This window comes from Terrabacter sp. Root85 (genome assembly GCF_001429185.1).
GTDB lineage: Bacteria > Actinomycetota > Actinomycetes > Actinomycetales > Dermatophilaceae > Terrabacter.
In genome coordinates, this window is sequence record NZ_LMIW01000001.1 from 1,091,157 (window position 1) to 1,113,065 (window position 21,909).

General features: G+C 71.7%; 11 protein-coding genes. 1 reads left to right on the forward strand and 10 read right to left on the reverse strand.

Translation table 11 applies throughout. From position 1 onward, the window contains the following. Window positions 1-5: 5 nt before the first annotated feature. A complete protein-coding gene (locus tag ASE25_RS05210) occupies window positions 6-2,663 on the forward strand; it encodes a CHAT domain-containing protein (protein ID WP_157623322.1) in 2,658 nt (885 codons plus the stop codon). A gap of 18 nt (window positions 2,664-2,681) precedes the next feature. Here ASE25_RS05210 and ASE25_RS05215 read toward each other — a convergent pair whose 3' ends face one another. From ASE25_RS05215 to ASE25_RS05260, 10 genes are all read right to left on the reverse strand, one after another. Next, complete coding sequence (locus ASE25_RS05215; RefSeq protein WP_056823304.1) at window positions 2,682-3,167, reverse strand: hypothetical protein; 486 nt, start codon at window positions 3,165-3,167, stop codon at window positions 2,682-2,684. Next, window positions 3,167-3,751, reverse strand: a complete 585-nt coding sequence (locus ASE25_RS05220) for an RNA polymerase sigma factor (RefSeq protein ID WP_056823307.1) — start codon at window positions 3,749-3,751, stop codon at window positions 3,167-3,169. Before ASE25_RS05220 ends, ASE25_RS05215 begins: the two co-directional genes overlap by 1 nt. Before the next feature lie 188 nt (window positions 3,752-3,939). Further along, window positions 3,940-4,215 (reverse strand): WXG100 family type VII secretion target, encoded by a 276-nt coding sequence (locus ASE25_RS05225; protein WP_156022898.1) that lies wholly within the window; start codon window positions 4,213-4,215, stop codon window positions 3,940-3,942. A 54-nt stretch (window positions 4,216-4,269) separates the two neighbouring features. Next, window positions 4,270-4,545 (reverse strand): WXG100 family type VII secretion target, encoded by a 276-nt coding sequence (locus tag ASE25_RS05230; RefSeq protein WP_081633740.1) that lies wholly within the window; start codon window positions 4,543-4,545, stop codon window positions 4,270-4,272. Between the two features lie 355 nt (window positions 4,546-4,900). Then, window positions 4,901-9,301 (reverse strand): FtsK/SpoIIIE domain-containing protein, encoded by a 4,401-nt coding sequence (locus tag ASE25_RS05235; RefSeq protein WP_056823310.1) that lies wholly within the window; start codon window positions 9,299-9,301, stop codon window positions 4,901-4,903. Beyond that, a complete protein-coding gene (locus ASE25_RS05240; RefSeq protein ID WP_056823314.1) occupies window positions 9,298-12,063 on the reverse strand; it encodes a transglutaminase domain-containing protein in 2,766 nt (921 codons plus the stop codon). Before ASE25_RS05240 ends, ASE25_RS05235 begins: the two co-directional genes overlap by 4 nt. Further along, window positions 12,060-13,535: a DUF58 domain-containing protein gene (locus ASE25_RS05245; protein ID WP_056823317.1), complete on the reverse strand. Its 1,476-nt coding sequence runs from the start codon at window positions 13,533-13,535 to the stop codon at window positions 12,060-12,062. Before ASE25_RS05245 ends, ASE25_RS05240 begins: the two co-directional genes overlap by 4 nt. 32 nt (window positions 13,536-13,567) lie before the next feature. Continuing rightward, window positions 13,568-14,560, reverse strand: a complete 993-nt coding sequence (locus ASE25_RS05250; RefSeq protein WP_056779668.1) for a MoxR family ATPase — start codon at window positions 14,558-14,560, stop codon at window positions 13,568-13,570. Window positions 14,561-14,653: 93 nt separating this feature from the next. Continuing rightward, window positions 14,654-20,977 (reverse strand): fibronectin type III domain-containing protein, encoded by a 6,324-nt coding sequence (locus ASE25_RS05255; protein ID WP_056823321.1) that lies wholly within the window; start codon window positions 20,975-20,977, stop codon window positions 14,654-14,656. Further along, complete coding sequence (locus ASE25_RS05260) at window positions 20,974-21,759, reverse strand: hypothetical protein (RefSeq protein WP_056779672.1); 786 nt, start codon at window positions 21,757-21,759, stop codon at window positions 20,974-20,976. Before ASE25_RS05260 ends, ASE25_RS05255 begins: the two co-directional genes overlap by 4 nt. Between the last annotated feature and the right edge of the window lie 150 nt (window positions 21,760-21,909).

Genomic DNA, 21,909 nt, shown 5'->3' on the forward strand with positions numbered 1-21,909 from the left:
CCGACATGAACGCCAGACATGCAGCAGACGAGGCGGCCGCCGCGGCTGATACACGTCCCCCGAGCCCTGTCGCGGACGACCTGCTCCCTCTCGCAATATCCCAGCCCGGCCTCGCCACCACAACGGCTCTGGAGCTGCTGGCCGGACCGGCCGGGCCCCACGAGCGTTCGCTCGCACACCACGCCCTCGCCATCGTCGAGCGTGACCGCGGGCGCACGGAGGCCGCCCTCGCCCAGGCGAGACGGGCCGTGGCGTACGCCCGTCGCGCGGGGCCCGACCGCGAGGCGGAGGTGCGGGCGACGCTCGGCACGACCCTCGTCTTCGCCGGGCGCACCGCCCAGGGACTGCTGCAGCTGGAACGCGCGCTGCGGCTCAGCACCGGCCCCACCCGGCACCGGGTGCTCCACCTGCGCGGGTGCACCTTCTGGCTGCTCGGTCGCTACGACGAGGCCGTGCAAGACCTCACGCGGGCCGTGGAGCTGAGCCGGCGGGCACACGACCGTCTCTGGGAGGGAAGGGCGCTCGGGTCGCGTGGCGATGCCCGCCGAGCGCTCGGTGACGCCGACGGGTCGAGCGCGGACTACGCCGCCGCCGAGGCCGTCCACCTCGAGATGGGGGCCGTCCTGGAGGCGACGCTCTCGGCACGCAACCGGGCCCTCGTCGCCCTCCAGCGCGGCGACGTCGTCGTGGCCCTGACGCTGATGGACCAGGCGGAGGAGCGCTACCGGACGGCCGGGGTCGACTCGGTCGAGCAGCTCGTCGACCATGCCGAGGCACTGCTCACGGCCCGGTTGGCCGCCGAGGCGGAGGGCCTGCTGGAGGCCGCGCTGGCGCGCCCCGACCTGGCGCCGGTGTGGCGGGCCGACCTGCTCCTCGCGTCGGCGCGCGCCGCGCTCCTGCAGGGCCGGTGGGAGGCCGCGGCCACGCGCGCCCGTGAGGCCGAGCTGACCTTCCGCGCTCACCGTCGCCACCGGTGGGCGGCCCGGTCGACGCTGCTCGGGCTCGAGGCGGCGTATGCCGCCGAGCAGGAGGCTCGCCGGTCCACCGAGGGGGTCAGCGCCCTGCCCCGTCCGTCCTTGCCCGAGCTGCTGCACCGGACACGGACGCTCGTACGGGCGCTGCGCCGACTCGACGACCCGTCCCTGCCGGAGGCCCTCCTGCTGCTGGCGCAGGTCGCCGGCGACACCGGCCACGAGCGCCTGCGGTCTCAGTCCCTCCGAGACGCCTCCGACCGGCGCAGCTACGGCGCGCCCCTGCCCCGTGCCGCGGCCTGGCTCGCCCAGGCGCTCCTCGCCGAGCAGGCCGGCGACCGGCGCGCGCTCCGGCACTCCTGCCGGCGGGGGCTGGACGCCGTCGACGAGCACCGGTCGCTCATCGGCGACCTCGAGCTGCGCGCCCTCGCGAGCGGTTACGGGCTCGACCTGGTCTCGATCGCCGTCGCGGACGCGGAGGCGGCCGGTGACGCCCGGGCCGTGCTCTGGTGGACCGACCGTTGGCGCGCGACCGCCCTCACCGGGCCGGCCGTGCGCCCGCCCGACGACCCGGAGCTGGCGAGCCAGGTCTCGGCGCTGCGTGACGTGACGCGCCGCCTCACCCTCGGCGGGGAGGAGCACCACCTGGTGCGTGAGCGCGCGCGCCTGGAGTCGGCGGTGCGCAGCCGCTACCGCCGGCTGCGCGCCGGAGGCACCGACCACGTCGGCCGCGACCTCGACCGTCTCACCGACCGTCTAGGTGAGACGACGCTGCTCTACGTCGCGATCGTGCGCGGGTCGCTCGTCGCGGTCACCGTGGCCGACGGACGGGCTCGGCTGCGACGCCTCGGCGACGCCGCGTCGGTCGAGCGCGAGGCGACGTACGCCCGCTTCGCCCTGCGCCGGGCCGCCTACGGGCGCGTCGTCGACGTGTCGGCTGCCGGGCAACGGCTCCAGGACGCCCTGCTCGGGACGCCCGATCCGGCCTGGTGCCGTCCGTCAGTGCTCGTCGTCCCGGCCGCCTCGCTGCTGACCGTGCCCTTCGCGCTGATGCCGGCGCTGCGGGACGCGGCCCTCACCGTCTCGCCCTCGATCGCCCTGTGGGCTCGGTCGCGCGAGGACGCTCCGCCTCGGTCATCGCACGGGCACGTCGCCCTCGTCACGGGCCCGGGCCTCAGCTCCGAGCAGCGCGAGGTCGCCGACCTGCGTCGCCTCCACGGGGACGCCGTGGTGCTCGGCGGCGACGCCGCGACGGTCGAGGCCACCCTCGGTGTGCTGGAGGGAGCCCGACTGGCCCACCTCGCGGCCCATGGCGACTTCCGGGCGGATGCGCCGCTGTTCTCGTCGCTCCTGCTCGCCGACGGGCCCCTCATGGTCCACGACCTCGACCGGCTGAGACGACCCCCACGCTCGGTCGTGCTGTCTGCGTGCGACTCCGGGGGCGTCCACCCGATCGGCGCCGACGAGGCGCTCGGTCTCGTGTCGAGCCTGCTCGCCATGGGCACGCGGTCGGTCGTCGCGAGCGTCAACCCGGTCAACGACGCCGCCACGGTGAGGGTCATGTCGACCGTCCACGCAACCGTGGCCGCGGGCGGGTCGCTCGCCGACGGCCTTCGTGACGCCCGGGCCGCCGGAGCCGAGGACCCGCTCCTCGCGGCCACGGCCGCATCGTTCACCGTGTGGGGTGGCTGAGGGCCTGTGCCGTGCGGGTCAGCGGGCGTCGAACCATGGCGTCGACATGACCCGCGCGCCGTCGTGCTCCAGCACGATGCGAGCCAGGCCGAGCGGCACCCGCTCGAAGGTGAACTGGCCGTCGTCGAGGTCGAGGCGGGTCAGCGACGCGGACGTCTCGAGCAGCACCTGGGAGCCTGCGGCATACGGCCGCTCTGCCCGCATGACCACGCCGACGACGTTCGAGAAGTCACCACGACGACTCATCTCCAGCTCGATGGACACGCCCTCGTGCTCGAAGACGATGAGGTGGGAGGCCATGCCCGACCCGTTTGCGTCGCGCACGGCTGCCTCGTCCAGCGTCCCGGTCATCAGGCGCATGAGCGCCGTGTCGACATGGCGCAGCTCGAAGGCGGCCCGGCCGAGCTCGACGACGGCATCGGGCACGGGGTCGACGACCGCCGCGATCCGTCCCAGACGGTCGAGGAGCTCGAGGTCGTCCGGGTGCAGCTCCTGGTCAGACATCAGGGCCTCCCCCTCGGGTCGAAGATGTAGCCGGAGGCGCCGATGAGGTCGCGCAGCTTGTCGAGGCACCGCATCCGGGTCGGCCCGATCGAGCCGACCGACATCCCGAGCGCGTCCGAGATGGAACGGTAGTTCGGGCGGTCGCTCGCCATGAGGGCCCGGAGGAGCACCTGACAGCGCTCGGGCAGGTGGCAGAAACACGTCCAGAGCTCGCCGTCGCGCTCGTCGTCGAGCAGTGCGGCGTCGAGCGCCAGCACCTGGTCGTCGACGACACGCGTCGCGAGGTCGTCGTCGCGCACGAGGTGCTCGCGGCCCCTCTTGCGCAGGACGGCGAGGCACTCGTAGCGAGCCGTCGTCGAGAGCCAGCCCGCCAGGGCTTCGGGCTGCGCGATGGTGTCGAGGTGGTCGAGGAGCTTGAGCCACGTGTTCTGCACGACGTCGGCGGCGTCCTCCTGTCGGAGCCGGTGGCCGCGCGCGACGCCCCACAGCAGTGACGAGAAGCGCTCGACGACGGTGTTCCACGCGGCGGCGTCTCCCTGCGAGGCGCGGGCGACCAGCTCGGTGAGTTCACCAGGTTCGCCCATGCGTCGCCCCTCCTCTGGGTGCTCAGTCTAGGTCTCACACCGGGCAGACGCGGCTGTCAAGCGAATTGATACGTCCCAGGGGGCACGCGTGGCCCGGGCATGCGAAAGGGTGGCCGCTCCTCCCCTGTCCGGGAGCGACCACCCTTCGCGTCGGGTGCTGCGGAGCCGTGCTCACGCGGCAGCCGGGCTCACTTCGACGACGTCTGCTTCTGCGACTCGGCGTTGGTCTTGCACTTCTTGCCCATGGCGTCGAGCTTGTCGCCGGCGGCCGAGACGACCTGGCGCTGGCCGTGCCAGTCGCTCTGGAAGCGGTCGGCGTCGGTGCCGCCCCAGTTGCCCTTGATCGTGGAGACGGCGCCGTTGACGGCCTCGACGATGCCGTCGAGCTCGCCCTTGTAGCCGACGAGCTTGTCACCGGACGCGGACACCGCGTCGGCGTTCATACCCTTCTTGTAAACAGCCATGTCAGTTCCCCTTCAGGAGTGAAGCGTGTGTAGGTCGTGGTGAGATGAGGTGGATCAGTACTGCGACGAGGTGCTGCGCTGCTGCTGGACCTCGTGGTCGATCGTCGACTTCATCTCGGTGAGCAGCTTCTGGGCCTTCTGGAGCTCGGGACGGTGCGTGCCGGTCCACTCCTGCTCGAACTGCTTGGAGTCGTCACCCTGCCAGTTCTGCTTCAGGGACTCGACCTCCTGGTCGACCTTCGTGATGAGCTTCTGGATGGCCTCCGCCTGCTGCTGCAGGACGTTGCCCTGAGCGTTGACCTCATCGTCGTTCATTCCGAGCCAAGCCATGACCTTCTCCTTTGCCTGTGTTCCCCCGACTGATTCGGGAAGTTCTCTTCCGGACCAACCGTGCAGGCCCGCGCTGTGCCAACTCCTCGACGTCCGCTGGGCCCTTCGGGCAGTTCGTCCCGATGGGCGGCATTCGTCGACATGCAGAAACCTATGTCAGCCCTCGGGGGGTGTCGATGGGGAGCACTCCCCATGATTCGTGACCCTGTCGGGCACCGATGGCGTATGCCGTGTCGTGGCGCGAGTTCGCCTGTGCCCCAAAGCGTCTCCCCCGCAACACACCGTGAAGGTCGCAACTCACCGGCATCCGATCCCGGTGTGTCGTGACCTACTCGGTGTGTTGCGGGGGGAAGGGTCACGGGCGGGCTACCTGGAGCAGCTCGAACTTGCCCTTCTCGATGATGAAACCGCGGCCCGGGGGGAGCTCTGCCCGGTTGAGGGCGGGGAGGTTGGCCTTGAAGACGGAGAGCCCCTCGTTGCCGTCGGGGTGCAGGGCGAGGCCGGAGCGCGACGTCTTGAGCAGGGCCTGGAGGCCGAAGTTGCTGCTGAAGAACGCTGCCTCACCCTCGGCGACGACGAGCTGGTCGTTGTCGACGCAGGCCTTGGCGAGGGTCGTCAGGGCGTTCTCGGCGCCCGACGGCGCGAGGTCGTCGATGCGTTCGACGAAGACGGCGATCGGCCTCGTGACGCGCCCCTCCTCGATCTCGGCAGCGAGCCGGCTCGCGAGCGCCGACGTGGCCTCGCCGCCGACGGCGGTCTCGGCCCAGATGCCGAGGTCGAGCAGCTCCGAGGTGCGGCGCGGGGTCATGAGGTAGAGCGCCGAGCCGGAGCTGAACCGGAAGAGGCCGGCGGCGGTCGTCGCGACGGCGGTCGTGCGTCCCGACCCGGACGGGCCGGTGATGATGAACGTGCCCTTCGGGTCGAAGCCGATCGGCTCGAGCGTCGAGGACGCGACCCCGACGACGGGACGCCCGCCGAACTCCGACGGGAGGTCGCCGAGGGGGATGACCTCGGCGAGGCTCTCGATCGGCGGGGCCTGGCTGACGCCGGCCTTGCGGGTCGCGTCGGCGAAGGCCTCGATCGCGGCGGCCTGCACGGTGACGTCGGACGAGCCGCCGAGCACCGCGACCTGCACCTCGGACCCGGACATGAGCCCGCGCCCCGGGGGTGACGCCATCGTCAGGACGTCACCCGGCACGCCGAAGACGGAGTAGTCGTCGACGTTGCTCATGCGCAGGATGATCCGGCCCTGCACGGCCGCGGCGAGGTTCGTCGGCAGGCCGGTGCGCTGGTCGGACGCGATGATGAAGTGGACCCCGACCGGTCGGCCGTCCGCGGCGAGGCCGGCGAGCAGGTCGAGCCACTGGAAGCGGCCGCCGACCTCGTAGGCCTGGCGGAACGCCGTCATGTTGTCGATGAGGACGATGACGCGCGGCTCGTCGGGGCGGCCGGCGAGGCGGCGGTAGTCGGTGATCGTCGCGGCACTGACGGCCGAGTAGCGCGAGGCGCGCTCGTCGATCGTGGACCGGAGCGTGCGGAGGAGGCGGATGACGCGCTCGTGGTCGCCGCCGGGGATGATCGAGCCGACGTGCGGCAGGGCCTCGAGCATCGCGAGACCACGGTTGCCGAAGTCGAGTCCGTAGACGTGGCAGGGACCGCCGCGCACCGTGTAGCCGGCCGCGACGGCCATCGAGCGGAGGAAGACGGACTTGCCGGAGCCCGACGTGCCGTAGATCGCGATGTTGCCCTCCTTGTCGGGGCGGAACGCGATCTCGGGCTGGGCCTGGTTGTCGGGGTCGTCGGCGACGCCGAAGACGAGCTCGTCGTCGCGGCGCTGCGTCGGGAGGGTCGCGAGGTCGTAGACCGAGCGCATGTCCGGCAGCCACGGCTTGCGAGGCTTGGGCAGCTCGGCCACGCGGGCGGCCCGACCGAGCGTGCTGACGAGACGCTGGATGTCGGTGGGCCCGAGGTCCGCGGCGTCGTCGGCGCCCTCGACGCGCGGCGGCTCCCACTCGACGCCTCGGCCGAAGGTGAGCGTCTCGACCTTCATGTCGGGGGGCGGCGGGACGTCGGAGGTCCACCCACCGGCATACCCCGTCTGGAAGGGGACGAGCCGGCCGGGGCCGGTCTTGGACACGGCACGGCCGGGCAGCGCTGGGTCGAAGAAGGCGGCCTCCTTGGACCCGAGCACGTCGTCGGAGTCGTTCTCGTCGGCCATCCGCAGCGCCATGCGGAGGTTGGTGTTGGCGCGGAGGTTGTCCTTGATGACACCCGCGGGACGCTGCGTCGCGAGGATGAGGTGCAGCCCGAGCGAACGACCGCGCTGCGCGACGTTGACGACGCCGTCGACGAACTCCGGCACCTCCTGGACGAGCGCGGCGAACTCGTCGACGACGAGGATGAGCGACGGCGGGGCGTCCACCTCTCCGCGACGCTCGAGCTCGAGGAGGTCCTTCGCCTTGTGCCGGGCGAGCAGGTGCTCGCGGTAGTGCAGCTCGGCCGCGAGGGAGGCGAGAGCGCGGCGGACGAGGTGCGGCGAGAGGTCGGTGACGAGACCGACGGTGTGCGGCAGCTTGACGCAGTCGCGGAAGGCCGAGCCACCCTTGTAGTCGACGAGCAGGAAGGTGACGCGCTGCGGCGAGTGGGCCGCGGCCATGCCGAGGATCCAGGCCTGGAGCAGCTCGGACTTGCCGGCGCCGGTCGTGCCGCCGACGAGGGCGTGCGGGCCGTCGGAGCGGATGTCGACGGAGAAGGTGCCCTGGCTCGACTGGCCGACGATGGCACGCAGGTTGCCGGGCTTGCGGGGCAGCACTGCGGGCGCGTAGGGACCGGTGAGGATCGAGCGCGACTCGCCCCACTTCTCGATGACGGCCTCCTCGGAGCTCGCGAGGTCGGTGCCGGCGAGGGTGAGGAGCGAGACGGCACGCGGCAGGTCGCTCGCGTCGTCGACGGGGACGCCGGCGTCGACGACCGGTGCGAGCTGGCGGGCGCAGGCCATCGCCTCGTCGTAGCCGATGCGGTCGACGGCGACGGGCTGGACCTCCTCGCCGGCGTGGACGTAGCCGGCGAGCGAGCTCTGGTCGTCGCTGACGACGAGGAAGGTGTGGCAGGCCGCCGGGAGCAGCTGCTGGGTCTCGGCGACCCAGAGCACGAGCACGCCCTGGCGGTGGCCGCGCTCAGCGATGGCGACGAGGCGGCTGCGGTCGATGGGCGCGTCGCGCTCGACGAGCACGAGGACGGTCGGGCGCTCGGCGCTGGCCTGCTCGCGCTCTTTCGCAGTGCCCTTGGCCTCGATGATGTCCTCGAGGGCGTCGGCGAGCGCCGAGCAGGCCGGGGCGCTGGCAGCGAGGTGGTCGGTGCCGATCGGGCTGTGCGGCGACGTCGTGTGCGGCAGCCACTTGAGGAAGTCCCAGTCGCGGGCCGAGCTGCCCGAGGCGAAGGAGCAGATGGCGAGCTCGGCGGGCGAGTGCAGCGCCGCGGTCTGGAGCACGACCGAGCGTGCTGCGCCGAGGGCGTTGGCGCGCTGGCCGGCGACGCCGATGGCCCCGTCGGCGAGCGGGCTCGCGACGATCGGCACGTCGTGCACGACCTCGAGGCCGTGCAGCTGCTCGGAGACCTCGAGCCAGGCCTCGGCCTTGGAGCGGCCGACGGCCGGCATCTTGATCGCCGAGCGGGACGGACGGGTGCCGAGGCCGAGCCGGAGCTCGGCGTAGCCGTTGCCGTCGCGACGACGGGTCCAGAGCAGGGCGCTCCGGTCGCGCACCGCGGTCAGGCAGTCGACGCCGCTCGGGTGCTCGCCGCGACGGGTATGGCCCTCGACCTCGAGGGAGCCGCGGATGCGCTGCGAGAGCAGGGCGAGGTCCTCCTTGAAGTCCTCCATCGCCTGCGTGAAGTCCTTCTTCTGCTGGCGGCGGGCCTCGTAGTAGGTGCCCGCCATCATCATCGGCATCATCAGCATGAAGATGATCGAGAAGGCGCTGCGGGTGATGAGGTACATGACGATGCCCATGAGCAGCGGCACGATCATCGCGACGAGCGGCATCGGGTTGGGCTTGCCGCGCTCGGGCAGGTCCGGGACCTGGAACTCCTGGCCGGAGAAGAGCGGCGCCACGCGCGGAGAGCGCGAGAAGGCCACGGTGCCGGCGTCGCCCGACAGCACGCCGCTGCCGGGTCGCGTCACGACGCCGTCGCCCTGGAGGTGCACCTCGAGCTCGGTGTCGCCGATGCGCACGACGTCACCGCTCTTGAGGTGGGCGCGGGTGACCTGCTGCCCCCCGGCGGTGATGCCGTTGGCCGAGCCGAGGTCGACGACCTCGACGACCTCCTGGATGACGAGCTTGGCGTGCTTGCGCGAGACCGACTCGTCGGACAGCTGCACCTCGCTGCCGCGTCCGCGGCCGATGTATGCCGTCCCGCGGGCGAGCGGGAACTCGCGCCCCGCGTCCGGTCCCGACCGGATGTAGGCGACGGCCGCGGGACGGCCGCGGTCGACGAAGCCCTCACCGGCGCGGGTCGTCGAGACGCGCATGCCGGACTGGAGGCCGCTCTCGGCGACGGTCGCGCGGGGGTCGAGGCCGCGCATGTCCTGGTCGACGAGGGCGAGCGTCATCGGCGCGTCGACCCCGAGCACGGTCGAGCGGTGCGGGTCGGCCGCGGCGAGGTAGGCGGCGAGGTCCCCGACCGTGGTCGCGGAGTCCGTCGTCGCGACGAGGTCGGTCTCACGGTCTCCCGACCGGAGGACGAACTTCAGCTTCACGCGTCACCCTTCGTGCTGTTCGAGGCGTTCGAGGTCGAGCCCGCTCCGCGACGGCTGCCGCCCCGGCGTCCTGCGTCCCCGGTGGTCGGCGCGGTCGTGCCGATCCCGGCCTTGGTTGACTTGCCCCGACGGGTGGGCTGCTGGGGCCGACCCTGGCGACGGGACGTGCGCGCGAGGGCAGGTCCGAGTCCGGCCCCGGTGGGCAGGTGGTCTCGGAAGGTGCGCAGCGACACGTCGCCCCGCAGCTTCTGCCAGAAGCCCTGCCCGCTGCGGATCCGCTTGCGCGCCGTCTCGACGTCGGCCCAGAAGGCCTCGACCTCCTCGGGCGTCGGCTCGGCGACGTCGAAGACGTGGCCGTTGGCGGCGGCCGCGAGCGGCACGAGCGCCAAGTTCGGCGCCGGGGCCCCGTCCGGGGTCGCCCCCGTCTGCGAGGGCTCGCCGGGGCGGAGGGGCTCGGTGCGCCCGGGGTCGGCCGGCTCCGAGACCGAGGAGGTCACGCGGACCGGGGCGCCCATGAGGGCGCCGTCGACGACCGGGCTCGGCTTCTCGGGCGGCGGCCCGAAGACGTGCTCCTCGAGGGCGCGCGCCTGTTCGAGGCGAGTTCCCTTGACCGGCAGCGGCATCCGCAGGTCGCGGGCCGTATCGACGACCTCGCGCCACCCGCCGCTGACACGGCTCGCCGTCTCACCGGTCGTGCGCCGTCGGCGACGCCGCAGCCACTTGGCGAGTCGGATCGCGCCGTAGACGACGAGCAGGACGAGCAGCGGCACGGCGACGAAGAAGATGAGCCAGCGCAGCCAGTCGGGCCAGTTGTCGGGGTCGAGCGGGTTCTTGTCGTCCTTGGGCGGGTTCTTCAGCTGCGTCGCGTTCTGCGCTTGGTCGGGACCCTGGAGGACGCTCGGTGGGTTGTTGGCCGCGGGCGGCGGCACCTGGGCGCCGGTCTTCTTCTCCTCGGACTTCTGGATCAGCTGCTGCGGCTTCTTGTTGCGGTCTGGGACGAACTGCTTCCAGTAGATCGGCTGCCACGAGCCGTCGGTCTTGGCGACCTCGACCCAGGCATGGACGTCCTTGCCCTTGATCGCGCCGGTCGCGTCGGGCTCGGCGCCGAGCACGACGCGGGCCGGCACGCCGAGGCGGTTGGCCGCGAGGGCGAGCGCCGACGCGTACTGCTCGTCGTTGCCGGCGAGCTGGGTGGCCTTCATGAACTGGGTCATCCGCCGGAGGCTGTGGCCGGGGAGGAAGACGTTCTGGTAGTCACCGGGGGCGCCGCCGTCGGTGTAGGCGCCGTCCTGCATGGCCTTGGCCACGGCGACGACCTTCTGCCACTGGCCGTCGACGCGCTCGGTCCACGGCGAGATCTTGTCGTCGATGAAGGTGAGGTTCTGGCTGTCGACGACGGTGCCGTCGGCCACGTCGACGTCCTTGGGCAGCTGCGCGTCGACCTTCTGCGCCAGGGCGCTGACGGAGTACGTGTCGCCGGCCTGCAGCTTCTCGGGCAGGACGCCGGTGTCGGTGTCGACGTTGAAGCGCAGGTCGTCGGCGAGCTGGTCCCCCCGGGATCCACCGAAGTCGAGACCCGTGACGGTGCCGAAGGTCGGCAGCCACACGTCGCTGTAGCCACCGGCCGGCACGCCGACGGTCGCGGTGACCGGGTCACCGGCCCCCTCCGCGGCGATGTGGCTGCCGACCTTGCGGAAGCTCGTGCCCTCCGGGTCCTCGCCCGTGCCGAGGTTGGCGATGTTGCCGGCGCCCCACACGAAGTCGTCGTAGGAGTCGAGCGCCGCGATGCGCACCGGGACACCGGCCGGCAGTCCCTTGACCGTGAGCAGCGTCTTGTCGAAGAGCTCGGAGCCGTTGGGCTCGGTGTACTGGCGGAAGCCGGCGAGCGGGGAGGCGTACTGCGTCACGTCGAAGGGCGGCTGGAGGCCCGTGCGGAACACCGTGCGGTCACCGGGATCGGCACCCGGCAGCATCGGACCGACGAAGAAGCCACCCACGGTCGCGACGGCGAGCAGGGCCGCGGTGGTGACCGCGCGCGTCGCACGGCCCGCGCCGTTCTGCAGCGCGGGTCGGTTGCGGTTGCTGCGCAACGCCGTCCACCCGATGGCGACGAGGGCGAAGAGGGCGCCCTGGAGCAGCACGCCTGCCGGCGTCAGCGTGCCGAGCACGATCGACGCGACGAGCAGCACCACCGGTGCGACGAGCGCCGTCACCGCGCCGGTCCACCGGCGCGCCACGCCGTAGGTCAGCGACCCACCGACGAGCGCGAAGAGGAACGGCAGGGCCATGTAGGGGCCCTCGGAGTCGACGGGCGGGAGCGCAGTGAGCAGCTCCTTCCAGCCGGGCACGGCCATGTGCACGAGGGTCGCGAACGTCTCGCCCGACGGGATGAACCCGGCGATGAGGTCCTCGCGGACCGCGAGCGGACCACCGAGGAGGAGGTATGCCGCCGCGACCGCGAGCAGCGTGAGCACCCCGGGTGCCCGGAAGGTCGCGGTCACGTGGGCGACGAGCAGGCCGATGACGAGACCGGCCAGGCCGACCCAGAGCCAGCCGAGGCCGAAGAACGTCGTGCGGAATCCGACGAGCGCCAGGCCGACGAGCACGACGGTGAAGCCGGCGTCCACGAGGTGGGCGGTGCTGGGCCGCAGGCGGGCCAGCTGGGCGCGCGCTCGCTCGCCCGCGGTCGGCGGCGTGACCAGCGCGGAGGGCGGCGGGGCCGGGATCGAGCCGGCAGCCCCGGCGGACGTCGGAGAGCTCATCGGGCCACCCCTGAGACGAGAAGTGTGCGGAGGTCCTCGAGCGCGGCGAGCGTGAGGATGACGAGGCCGCCGCCTCGACGGATGCCGTGGTCGGCCTGCGGGTCGAGGACGACGATGACGCGCGTCACCTCGGGCGGGAACTGCCCGGCCGCGCGCTGCAGCTCGATGAACGGCCGGTGCGGACCGGTGACGATGAAGCACGTGCTCGTGTCGGGCGCGAGGTCGGCGGCGTCGAGCGAGGTGGTGAAGAGGTCGACGGGCCCGGGCTCGACCCGGGACATCGCGTCGAGGCCGACCTGCGGCACCGACTTCGTGACCTTCTGCGACCCGCAGACGATGGTGCAGTCCTGCTCGTCGAGCATGACGCGGACCATGATCGAGGAGCCGACCGAGATGGCCGTCTCGACGTCGGCCTGGATCGCCGTCGGCGCGTTCGCCGCCATGACGTCCCGCTCGACGTCGCGGTCGCTCCGGCCGGTCTTGCCGTGACCCGAGCGGTACTGCTCCGGGTCGGGGTCGACGATGATCGTCACGTGCGACCGGCGCGTGTCGAGGAACTGGCGCACGAGGAGCTTGCCGGCCTTGGCCGAGCTGCGCCAGTGGATGTATCGGCGGTCGTCGCCGGGCTGGTACTCGCGCAACGCGTGGAAGGCGAGGTCGCTCATCGACACGTCCTCGGTGGTGCTGCCCTCGAGGTCGCGCAGCAGACCGGCGCCGAGCGACTCGAGCGCGACGGTGCGGGGGTGGACGAAGAGCTCGGTGCGCTCGGTCCACGTCAGGGTGCGGCGCATGAGACCGAGCGGGTCACCCTGGACCGTCGTCGCGGGACCGACCTGGATGACGCCGCGGCGCGACGTCGGCACGACGAAGAGCTCCTCGTGGGCGTTGCCCGGGGTCAGGGCCGGGAGCACGAATCGCGCCGCCGACAGACCCACCGGCAGCTCGACGAGGATCGGCAGCATGGGGGTGCGGGCCTCGTTGGTGACGAGGATGCGCCCGGTCGCGGGGTCGCCGACGACGACGCGGCGCGGGTCGACCTCGGCGAGGATGCGCACCTTGGTGCGACCGAGGGCGAGGACGAAGCAGATCGCGAAGAGGAGCAGGGCCGCCGCGGCCACCATGAGCAGCTCGGTCCAGCCCCCGCGGGCCCCGACGAACCAGCAGACGAGGCCGAGCGCGAGGATCGTCCAGCCGAGCGGTGAGATCCACCGGAGGATGCCGGCGACCGGGCGCCACACGCCCTCGGTCCGACCCGCGACCTGCTCGATGGATCGCGTGATCGGCTGGGTGATCTGACGGATCCCCCGGCTCGTCGTGCCCGGGACGGCGCGCGCCCGACCGCCGGTCGTGGTCGCCGTGGGGGCGGACGCCGCCACGGGCGCACCGGCACCGGCCGGCGCTCCCTTGCGTGACGGCATACGGAAGCGGCCGCCGCGACGCGACGACGTGGCCCCCTGGTCCTGCTGGGTCATGCGGTCCCCTTGGTTGCTTCTGCGGTTCGCGGTCAGGCCGAGGCGCGCTCGGCCGGCGGCGCGATGTCGCCGAGGATCTGGTCGACGCACTGCTCGACGGTCGTCCCGGCGAACTGCGCCTCGGCGTTGAGCAGGAGGCGATGGCTGAGGATCGGCTCGGCGAGCAGCTTGATGTCGTCGGGCACGACGTAGGTGCGGCCCTGGCTCGCGGCCCACGTCTTGGCGCAGCGGACGTAGGCGAGGCAGCCACGGACCGAGAGGCCGAGCTTGAGCGACGGGTGACGGCGCGACTCCTCGGCGATCCGGCTGACGTAGCCGAGGATCGCCGGGTCGACGTGCACCTCGTCGGCGAGCTTGGACATCTCGACGATGACGTTGCTCGCGATGAGCGGGCTCAGCGTCTTGGCGCGGTCACGCGTCTTGGCGTCGGCGAGGACGGCGATCGTCGCCTCGTGGTCGGGGTAGCCGACGCTCGCCTTCATGAGGAAGCGGTCGAGCTGCGCCTCGGGCAGGCGATAGGTGCCGGCCTGCTCGATGGGGTTCTGGGTCGCGATGACCATGAACGGCTCACCGACGGAGTGGGGCTTGCCGTCGATGGTGACCCGCCCCTCCTCCATGACCTCGAGCAGCGCCGACTGCGTCTTCGGCGAGGCGCGGTTGATCTCGTCGGCGAGCACGATGGTCGCGAAGATCGGGCCCGGGTGGAACTCGAAGCTCTGCTTCGTCGGCTCGTAGATCGTGACGCCCGTGACGTCGCTCGGGAGCAGGTCGGGCGTGAACTGGATGCGGCTGTGCGTGCCCTGCACCGTGGCCGAGAGGGCGCGGGCGAGCTGCGTCTTGCCGGTGCCCGGGAAGTCCTCGAGGAGCATGTGGCCCTCGGAGAGCAGGCAGGTCAGCGCGAGCCGCGTCACGTGCTGCTTGCCGAGGACCGCCTTCTCGATGTTGCCGACGAGCTGGTCGAAGGTGTGCGCGAACCAGGTGACCTGCTCCTGCGTGATGCGACCTGTGGTGGGAGTGGCCGTCATGGGTGTCGTTCTCCTGTCATGTGTTTCATCGATCGTGGGGTATGCCGTGTGGCTGGGTCGGGGCGCGGCCGGCTCCCTCGCGGGAGCGGACCGTCACCCCCAGGGATTGCGTTGCGCGGAGTCGGACCCGTTCGACGACGAGCAGGTCACGCGGACCCAGCCGTTGGGGAACCCGAAGAACTTGTTGGAGTCGTTGCCGCCGTTGCTCGGGCGGTGCGACCCGCCGGAGCCGTTGTCGGGGTTGGACCAGCCGCCGTCGGAGCTGTCGACGGTGCAGCTGATGGCGCCGATGTAGTTCGACAGGTTGTAGCCGATGTGGTTGCAGTTGGAGCCGCACTGGGTGCCGTCCGGCTTCAGACACCCGGTCGCGCCGCAGCCGCTGCCCTTGTAGACCGAGTTCACCTTGGGCTTGGGCGCGGCGTTCGTCGTGCCCGAGATCGAGGTGTACGGACCCCAGCCCGAGTCGGTCGCGAAGGCGCGGACCCGGATGGTGCGGGTGTCGCTGTAGCCGAGGCCACCGATCGTCGTCGACTCCCGGCCGGCGCCGAACGTCTCGTTCTTGTCGCCGGTCACCTGGTACTGCGTGATCGGGCGGCCGTTGTTGGTCGGCGCGTTCCACGTGAACGTGATGCTGTTGTTGTCGTGGTTCTCGCCCGGGTTGCGGATGGCGTTGGTCGGCCCGTAGGGGTGCACCCGGATCGCGTTGGACATCGGCGAGCAGTAGCCGGCGGAGTTGCAGGCCCGGATGGCGATGGTCCTCGACGTCGTGTCGAGCGGCCGTGTCGTCCCGGCAGTCGGGCAGCTGGTGCCCGAGCAGGGGAACGAGCCGGTGACCCCGTCGGTCGTCCAGTGGATCCGGTCGTAGCCGCCGGCGTGCGCGCTCCCGACCCGGAAGGTGACGTCGATCGTCTTGTCGGCGCGGGGGGTCGTGGCCGTGAGGAGGGTCGGGGTGTCCGGGTAGCCGTTGGCCGTGTAGCTCGAGAAGTTGGCCTTGTCGGAGGTTGCCGGACCGCCGTTTGTGGCGGTCACGACGTACTGCACCGTCTGGCCCTCGTAGGGGATCGTGTCGCTCGCGACGCGCGAGTCACCACCGGAGCGGGTCGCGATGAGGCTCCAGGCGCCACCACCGGTGCGACGGAACACGTCGTACTTCGTGATGGGCGGACCGTTCGGGTCCGTCGCCGCCCAGGCGATGGAGACCTGGGCGTTGGTCTCGCCGGGCACCGGGTCGCGCGGGCTCAGCGTCGGAGCGGGCACGGCAGCCGGCTTGCCGAAGGACTGGGCCTTGACCTGGACCCCGAAGGGACCCCAGCCGGCCTCGTTGTTGGCCTGGACGCGGACGTTGTAGGCGTCGTTGTTGATCAGGCCGCTGATGACCTTGGTCAGACCAGGGGCCGCGACCTCCGCCTGTCCGGTGGCGCCGGCGCTGCCGCCGATGTTGACCCACTGGACGCGGTACTTGAGCACCTTGCTGCCCTCGTTGGGCGGCTCGCTCCAGCGCACCGTCAGCTTGCGGTCGCCCGGCGTGATGTCGGTGATCGACGTCGCCTTCGGCTTGGTGTCGGGCCGCACCGTGTTGCTGCGCGGGCTCTGGTCGGACCAGCCGACCGGGTTGCGGCTGCGGACGGTGAACGAGTAGTCCTGACCGTTGGTCAGACCCGTGATGGTGCACGGTGACGACGAGCAGGCCTTGGTGCCGCCGCCCGGTCCGATGGTTGTGACCTCGTAGGCCTGGATCGGCAGGCCGCCGTCGTAGGCCGGCGGGCGGAAGTCGACCCGCGCGCTGCTGCCGAGGATGCGGTCGGCGACCGCGGTCGGGGCAGCCATGGGGTCGGGCTTGCTGCGGACGCTGACGGAGACCTGGCCGAGCGCCGAGGGTCGACCGGGAGCGTCGACGGCCTGCACCGTGATGCGGGCGTCACCGCGACCCTTGTCGGAGGCCGAGACCGTGAGCTGGCACCCGCTCTGGGTGACGCTGACGCCCGTGCCCGAGACGACCCGGGCCGACTGCACCTGGCAGCGAGGGGCCGTCAGCGGGCTGTCGAGGTACTGCGAGAGGTTCACCGTGCGGCTCGTCCCGGCGATGAGACCCTCGATCCGGACCGGACGCAGGGTCGCGGCGGGTGGGGCGCTGACGACCCGGACCATGATCTTGTAGGACTCCGCCCCGCCCTTGGCCTTGACGGTGACCGCACCGGTGGAGCCCTCCTGGGCGGCCGGCTGGGCCCTGAGCACGACCTGGCGCCCACCGGCGCCGGCCTGGCTGAGGTCGACACGGTCGATGGCCGGGTCCCACGTCGCTTCGTACTGCGCGGTGTTGGCGTCCATCCCGGTGGGCAGCCACGCGTGGCAGAGCCTCGGGATGTCGAAGGTGCGGGCCGGGCCGTCGGCGACGAGGCGGACCTCGTGGTCGGGGCAGCGCAGCACCGGCACGTCGGGCCCGATCTGGACCGGGATCGTGACGTAGGCCGTCTGGGCAGTCTTGTCGGCCGGACCTGTCGCGTTCGTGACCTCGAGCATGACCGCGGCCGGACCGACGTAGCCGTTGGTCGCGGTCAGCTTGAGTGCGGTGGCCGACGTCACCGACGACTGGAGGTCATCTTCCGGCGACGTCGAGACCGTCTCGGGCGAGGTGACCGCGATCCTGCCGCCGCGCGGGTCGACGACGTAGTCGGCAAGGTCGACGTCGACCGTCGAGTCGGCGCCCATCTTGATGGTCTTGCCGTCGACGACGTAGGGCACACCGTTGGTGCCGGCCGGCACGTAGATGAGGGCCATCGCCGAGGCGCCGTCGGCGTCCTCGATGACGTACGGGACGACGCGGGCCTGCGGTCGCAGCTGGATGCGCAGCTTGCGGCCCTCGCGGGCGACGCCGTCGCCGATGAACTTCGTGATCTTGAGACTCGCCTGGTCACCGTCGAGGTCGCGGTCGTTGGCGAGCGCGTCGACGAGGATCGAGGTCTCGCCCTGCTTGGCGAGGCCGGTGTCGTCGACGGCGATCGGCGGGTTGTTGAAGTCCTTCTGGCCGCGGACGGTCAACGTCGACTTCGACGCGTCGAAGAGCCCGTCGGTGATGCCGTAGGTCAGCACCTTGGCCGGGCCGTCCTCGGGGGCGACGACCTTGAAGGTGTCGTCCTTCTGCTTCTGGAAGTCCTTGAGCACGTCGGCGTCGTTGAGCGTCGACAGGTCGACGAACGACACCGAGTCACCCGCCGCGATGAGGTCGTTGGACAGGACGTCGGCGTGGACCGTGCGCCCGGGGGCGGCGACGACGTCGTCCTCGACGGCGACCGGCGGCTGCGGGTCGCCCGGCTGGACGACGCCGACGCGGACGAAGCCCTCGCTCGTCAGGCCGAAGCGGTCGCGCAGCTGGTAGCGGATGACCTCCGTGCCGGCGCTGCGGGGGTAGGCCTCGTAGCGGATCGTCGCGGCACCGAAGCCGAGGACACGACCGAGCTTGAGGTCGACGGCCTTGCCGTCCTCGCCGACGATCCCGCTGACGAAGGTGAGGTCACCGTCGGGGTCGACGCCGCTCGTCGGCACCGTGATGGCCAGGGTGTCACCGGCCGTCACGCTGGCCGAGAAGCTGCGCGCCGACGGGGGCTGGTTGGGGTACTTCACCGCATCGGGCAGCGGGTTGATCGTGACGTTGATGCGCCCGGTCACCGCCCGGGCGCGCAAGCCCTCCGGGTAGGTGGCGTACTCGAGGATGGCCGACGTCGGGCCCTTGAGGGTCTCCTGGTCGGGGACGTAGCGCACGACGGTGCCGGAGGCGAAGGCCTGACCGCCGCCGGAGAGCACCTTGACGCCGGCGGGGTCGAGCTTGAGCGGGATGCCCTCGCTCATGGAGTCGTTGTCGAGCGCCGGGATCGTCACGGCGTCACCGACGCGCACGGTCGCGACGTCGTCGACGACCGTCGGGAGCACCTTGTCCTTGGGCTCCGGCTTCTGCACGACCGACAGCTGTCCGACCGCGGTCTTCGTGCCGTCGCTGATCGTGTAGCTGACGGTGCCGCGGCGCGGCGTGTCACCGTCGAGCGGGGCCGTGGCCTCGGCGCGGACCCACCGGCCCTGCACGACCGAGACGCGCAGCCACGCGTCACCGGTGACGACGCGCTGGACCACGAGGACGTCGCTGCGCGGGCTGTAGTCGTTGGAGAGCACGTCGGCGATGACCGGCGTCTGACCACGGAGCACGGCGGCGTCCGGCGTCGCGACGGGCGGCAGGTCGACCGACGGGTTCGGCAGGATGTCGACGCGGATCCGGCCGACGCTGACGCCGGAACCGACCTGGGCGGCATACGTCACCGTCGAGGTGCCGGGGGTCTGCCCCGTCACCGTGAGGACGCTCGTGTCGAGGTTGGTGTCGAGCTTGAGCTGGCCCGGGCCCTTGACCGACTGCGCGAGGCGCATGCGGGCCTGCGGGTCGGTCGGGTCGGCGCCGGCGATGTCGTTGCCGAGCGGCTGGAGCTGCACCGGCTTGCCGACGACCGCGCGCACGACGTCGGGCTGCGTCTTCGGCGGGACGGCCTTGCTGTCCTGCTCGCTCAGCACGTCGAGCGTGACCGACGCCTTCTGGGTGCCGCCGCGGCCGTCGTCGACGACGTAGTCGACGACCTGGTCGCCCTTGTCGCCCTGGGCCTTGACCGTGAGCGCGCCGGAGCCGTCGACGCCCGTGGTCGTCGGGTCGACCGCCGAGACCTGGATCGGGTCGTTCTCGGCGTCGCGCCAGTCGGCGATGACGCCGATGCGCACCGAGCCACTCGCCACGACGGGGTACTTCGCCTGGGCGAGCTTGGCCTGACCCGTACGGATCTTCGGCGGGGTGTTGGTGTCGGCGCCGACGATGCGGACGTTGACCTTGGCCGTGGCCCGGCCGTTCTTGGCGGTCGTGCCGTTGTTGACGGTGTAGTCGAAGGAGAACGAGCCGCTGGCCTCCTCCGGCACGGTCACCTGGACGGTCTGGCCGTCGGCCGAGGCGCTCGAGGAGATGCCCTCGACGCCGGGCTGGGTGACGTCCCCCGGGGAGATCGCGAGGATCGAACCCTGCGAGTCGGAGTCGTTGTCGAGCACGTGCAGGGTCGAGGTGCGCCCGGCACGGACCTGGAGGTTGTCCGGCTGCGCCTTGGGCGGCGTGCGGCTCACCTCGTCGTCGACGAGGTTCTCGTCCTTCTTCTTGTTCTTGTCGTCGGTCTGCGGCGGCGGGATGACCGAGTTCCAGTTGTCGATCTTGACGCGGTTGCGGTCGATGTCCCAGACGTCACCGGAGTCGAGGTCGTTGAGGACGATGAGCCCACGGTTGACGCGCAGCTTGACGCCGTCGGTGCGCACGCCCTTCTTCATCGCTCCGAGGTCGACCGTGTCGGCGTCGGTGGGCGACCCGCAGTTGCGGCCGTAGTAGACGTTGGAGGCCCCCGCCCACGCCGCGTGGATGCAGCTCGCGAGACGCACGGGCGCGGAGAGGAAGAGCCGCTGGCCCGGAGCGCCCTGGCTCAGCTTCACGCCACCGGTCGTCGGGCTGTCGCCGGTCAGGGAGACCTGCGTCAGCTGCGCCTCGTCCTGGATGAGGACGGACGCCGCGTCGGGGCCCGGCTGCTGGAGGGCGGCGAAGGCGGGGTTGCCGGGCTCGGCGTTGCCGAGCGAGAGCTGCTCCGGCTCGGTGAGCGCGTCGGAGTAGAGCTTGCCGGTGGCGGAGTCCCAGACGACCCAGTGGCTGCCGACCGCCGTCACCTGCGCCGACTTCGACGTGAAGCCGAGCTTCGTCGTGACCGGCTTGGCGAAGGCGTTGCCCTCGGGCCTCAGCAGGGTGACCGTGCCCACCTCGGCGGACACGGCATACACCGTGCCGTCGACGCCGACGGCGACGGCGGAGTTGCCGCCCACCTTCGCGAGCGGCTTGGCCTGGGTCTGGAGGGCGTCGAGGCCGGTGATGCCGCTCCGGTCGTCGACCCGCTGGGCCCGCAGCTCGCCCTTGGCCGGGTCGATCATCGCGATCGTCCCGCCGCGCACGTCGACGAGGGGGGTGGTGAAGACGCGGTTGCCGGTGGCCGTGCTCGGCTTCGGCACGACGATCGACTGCTCAGGAGCGAGGGTGCCCTCGGCCGGGTTGATCGGGACGATCTGGTTGCTCGCCTTGGAGTAGCCGACGATCGCGGCGCCGTCCTGGAAGATGTCGAGACCCGAGCCGGTCGAGCCGTCGGACAGGACGCCGGCGTCGAGCTGCCCCGCCGGCTTGTTGATGCGGCCGAAACGCGCCTGCTCGGAGTTGGTGACCCAGATGCCACCGTCGTTGAGGTCGGCCTTGCGCGCCACCTCGCCCTCGCTGCGGGCGGCGAGCCACACGAGCAGGCTCGCGACGAGGGCGACGACGACGGTGGAGATGACTCCGACCCGTCGCTTGGTGGCGGCGGTGCTCATGCGTTCCCCTGTTCGGCGACGACCATGCGGTCCTCGGGCCGGTTCTCTTCAGCTGGCGTGGTGTCGGTGGTGGCCGGGTCGTCGATGAGGGCGAGGTCGTCCTCGGTGACGAGCTTCGTCGAGAGCGCGTGCTCGACGAGTCGGGCCTTGCGGTTGGTCGCGAGCTTGCCGACGCCGCCGTGCAGGCCGCGCGTGCCGGCGTCGGCGAGCTTCTGGCAGACGTTGTCGAGCTTGCGGTTGAAACGGGTGATGGTCCAGCCGAGCCGGTCGGCGGCAGCGGCCGAGGAGGGTATCTGGCTCGTACCCGCTTCCCGGCGGCGGAGGAACGGCTCGCAGAGCGCGACGATGAGCAGCTTCTGGTCGGGGGTGAACGAGACGCGCCCGACCGTGGCCGCGCCGACCTCCTCGTCGTCGGAGTCGGCGGGTGGGTCGGCCGTCACCGACGTGAAGGCGGGGCTCGCGACGTGGATCTCGAAGTCGTAGGTCGTGGGGCCGGCCGTGAACCAGACGATGAGCTGCTTCATCGCGAGCGGGATCTTCGCGCCCGGGTTGAGCCACGCCTGGAAGAGGCCCTGCTCGTCGGCGACCGTGGCCGTCAGCGTCGAGCCGGTGTTGCTCAGCCACCAGAAGCCGTTCTCGAAGGACACGACGAGGAAGGTGCGGTGCAGGTAGGGGTTGTCGTCCACCTCGATGTCGCCGGTGCGACCGATGGTCAGGCCGGTGTCGGGTGACACGGAGTACTCCTCGCCGCAGAACACGACGGTCACCTTGCTGTGGATCACGATCAGGTCCCCTAATTCCTGTCGACACGCTCTCGCGCGGGTGCTCGCGGCTAACGATGTCCGGCCGCGCGGCGTTACGGACGTCTGTGGTGGTTTGGTGGTGTCTGCGTCGAGGTTGCCGGTCCGACCGTTTCGTGTCCACCCGCCGGC

What these genes read in the sequence shown, in the direction of transcription:
- ASE25_RS05240 (WP_056823314.1), bottom strand. Translation starts at nt 12,063, where the DNA reads ATGAGCTCTCCGACGTCCGCCGGGGCTGCCGGCTCGATCCCGGCCCCG.
- ASE25_RS05250 (WP_056779668.1), bottom strand. Translation starts at nt 14,560, where the DNA reads ATGACGGCCACTCCCACCACAGGTCGCATCACGCAGGAGCAGGTCACC.
- ASE25_RS05215 (WP_056823304.1), bottom strand. Translation starts at nt 3,167, where the DNA reads ATGTCTGACCAGGAGCTGCACCCGGACGACCTCGAGCTCCTCGACCGT.
- ASE25_RS05255 (WP_056823321.1), bottom strand. Translation starts at nt 20,977, where the DNA reads ATGAGCACCGCCGCCACCAAGCGACGGGTCGGAGTCATCTCCACCGTC.
- ASE25_RS05210 (WP_157623322.1), top strand. Translation starts at nt 6, where the DNA reads ATGAACGCCAGACATGCAGCAGACGAGGCGGCCGCCGCGGCTGATACA.
- ASE25_RS05230 (WP_081633740.1), bottom strand. Translation starts at nt 4,545, where the DNA reads ATGGCTTGGCTCGGAATGAACGACGATGAGGTCAACGCTCAGGGCAAC.
- ASE25_RS05225 (WP_156022898.1), bottom strand. Translation starts at nt 4,215, where the DNA reads ATGGCTGTTTACAAGAAGGGTATGAACGCCGACGCGGTGTCCGCGTCC.
- ASE25_RS05245 (WP_056823317.1), bottom strand. Translation starts at nt 13,535, where the DNA reads ATGACCCAGCAGGACCAGGGGGCCACGTCGTCGCGTCGCGGCGGCCGC.
- ASE25_RS05220 (WP_056823307.1), bottom strand. Translation starts at nt 3,751, where the DNA reads ATGGGCGAACCTGGTGAACTCACCGAGCTGGTCGCCCGCGCCTCGCAG.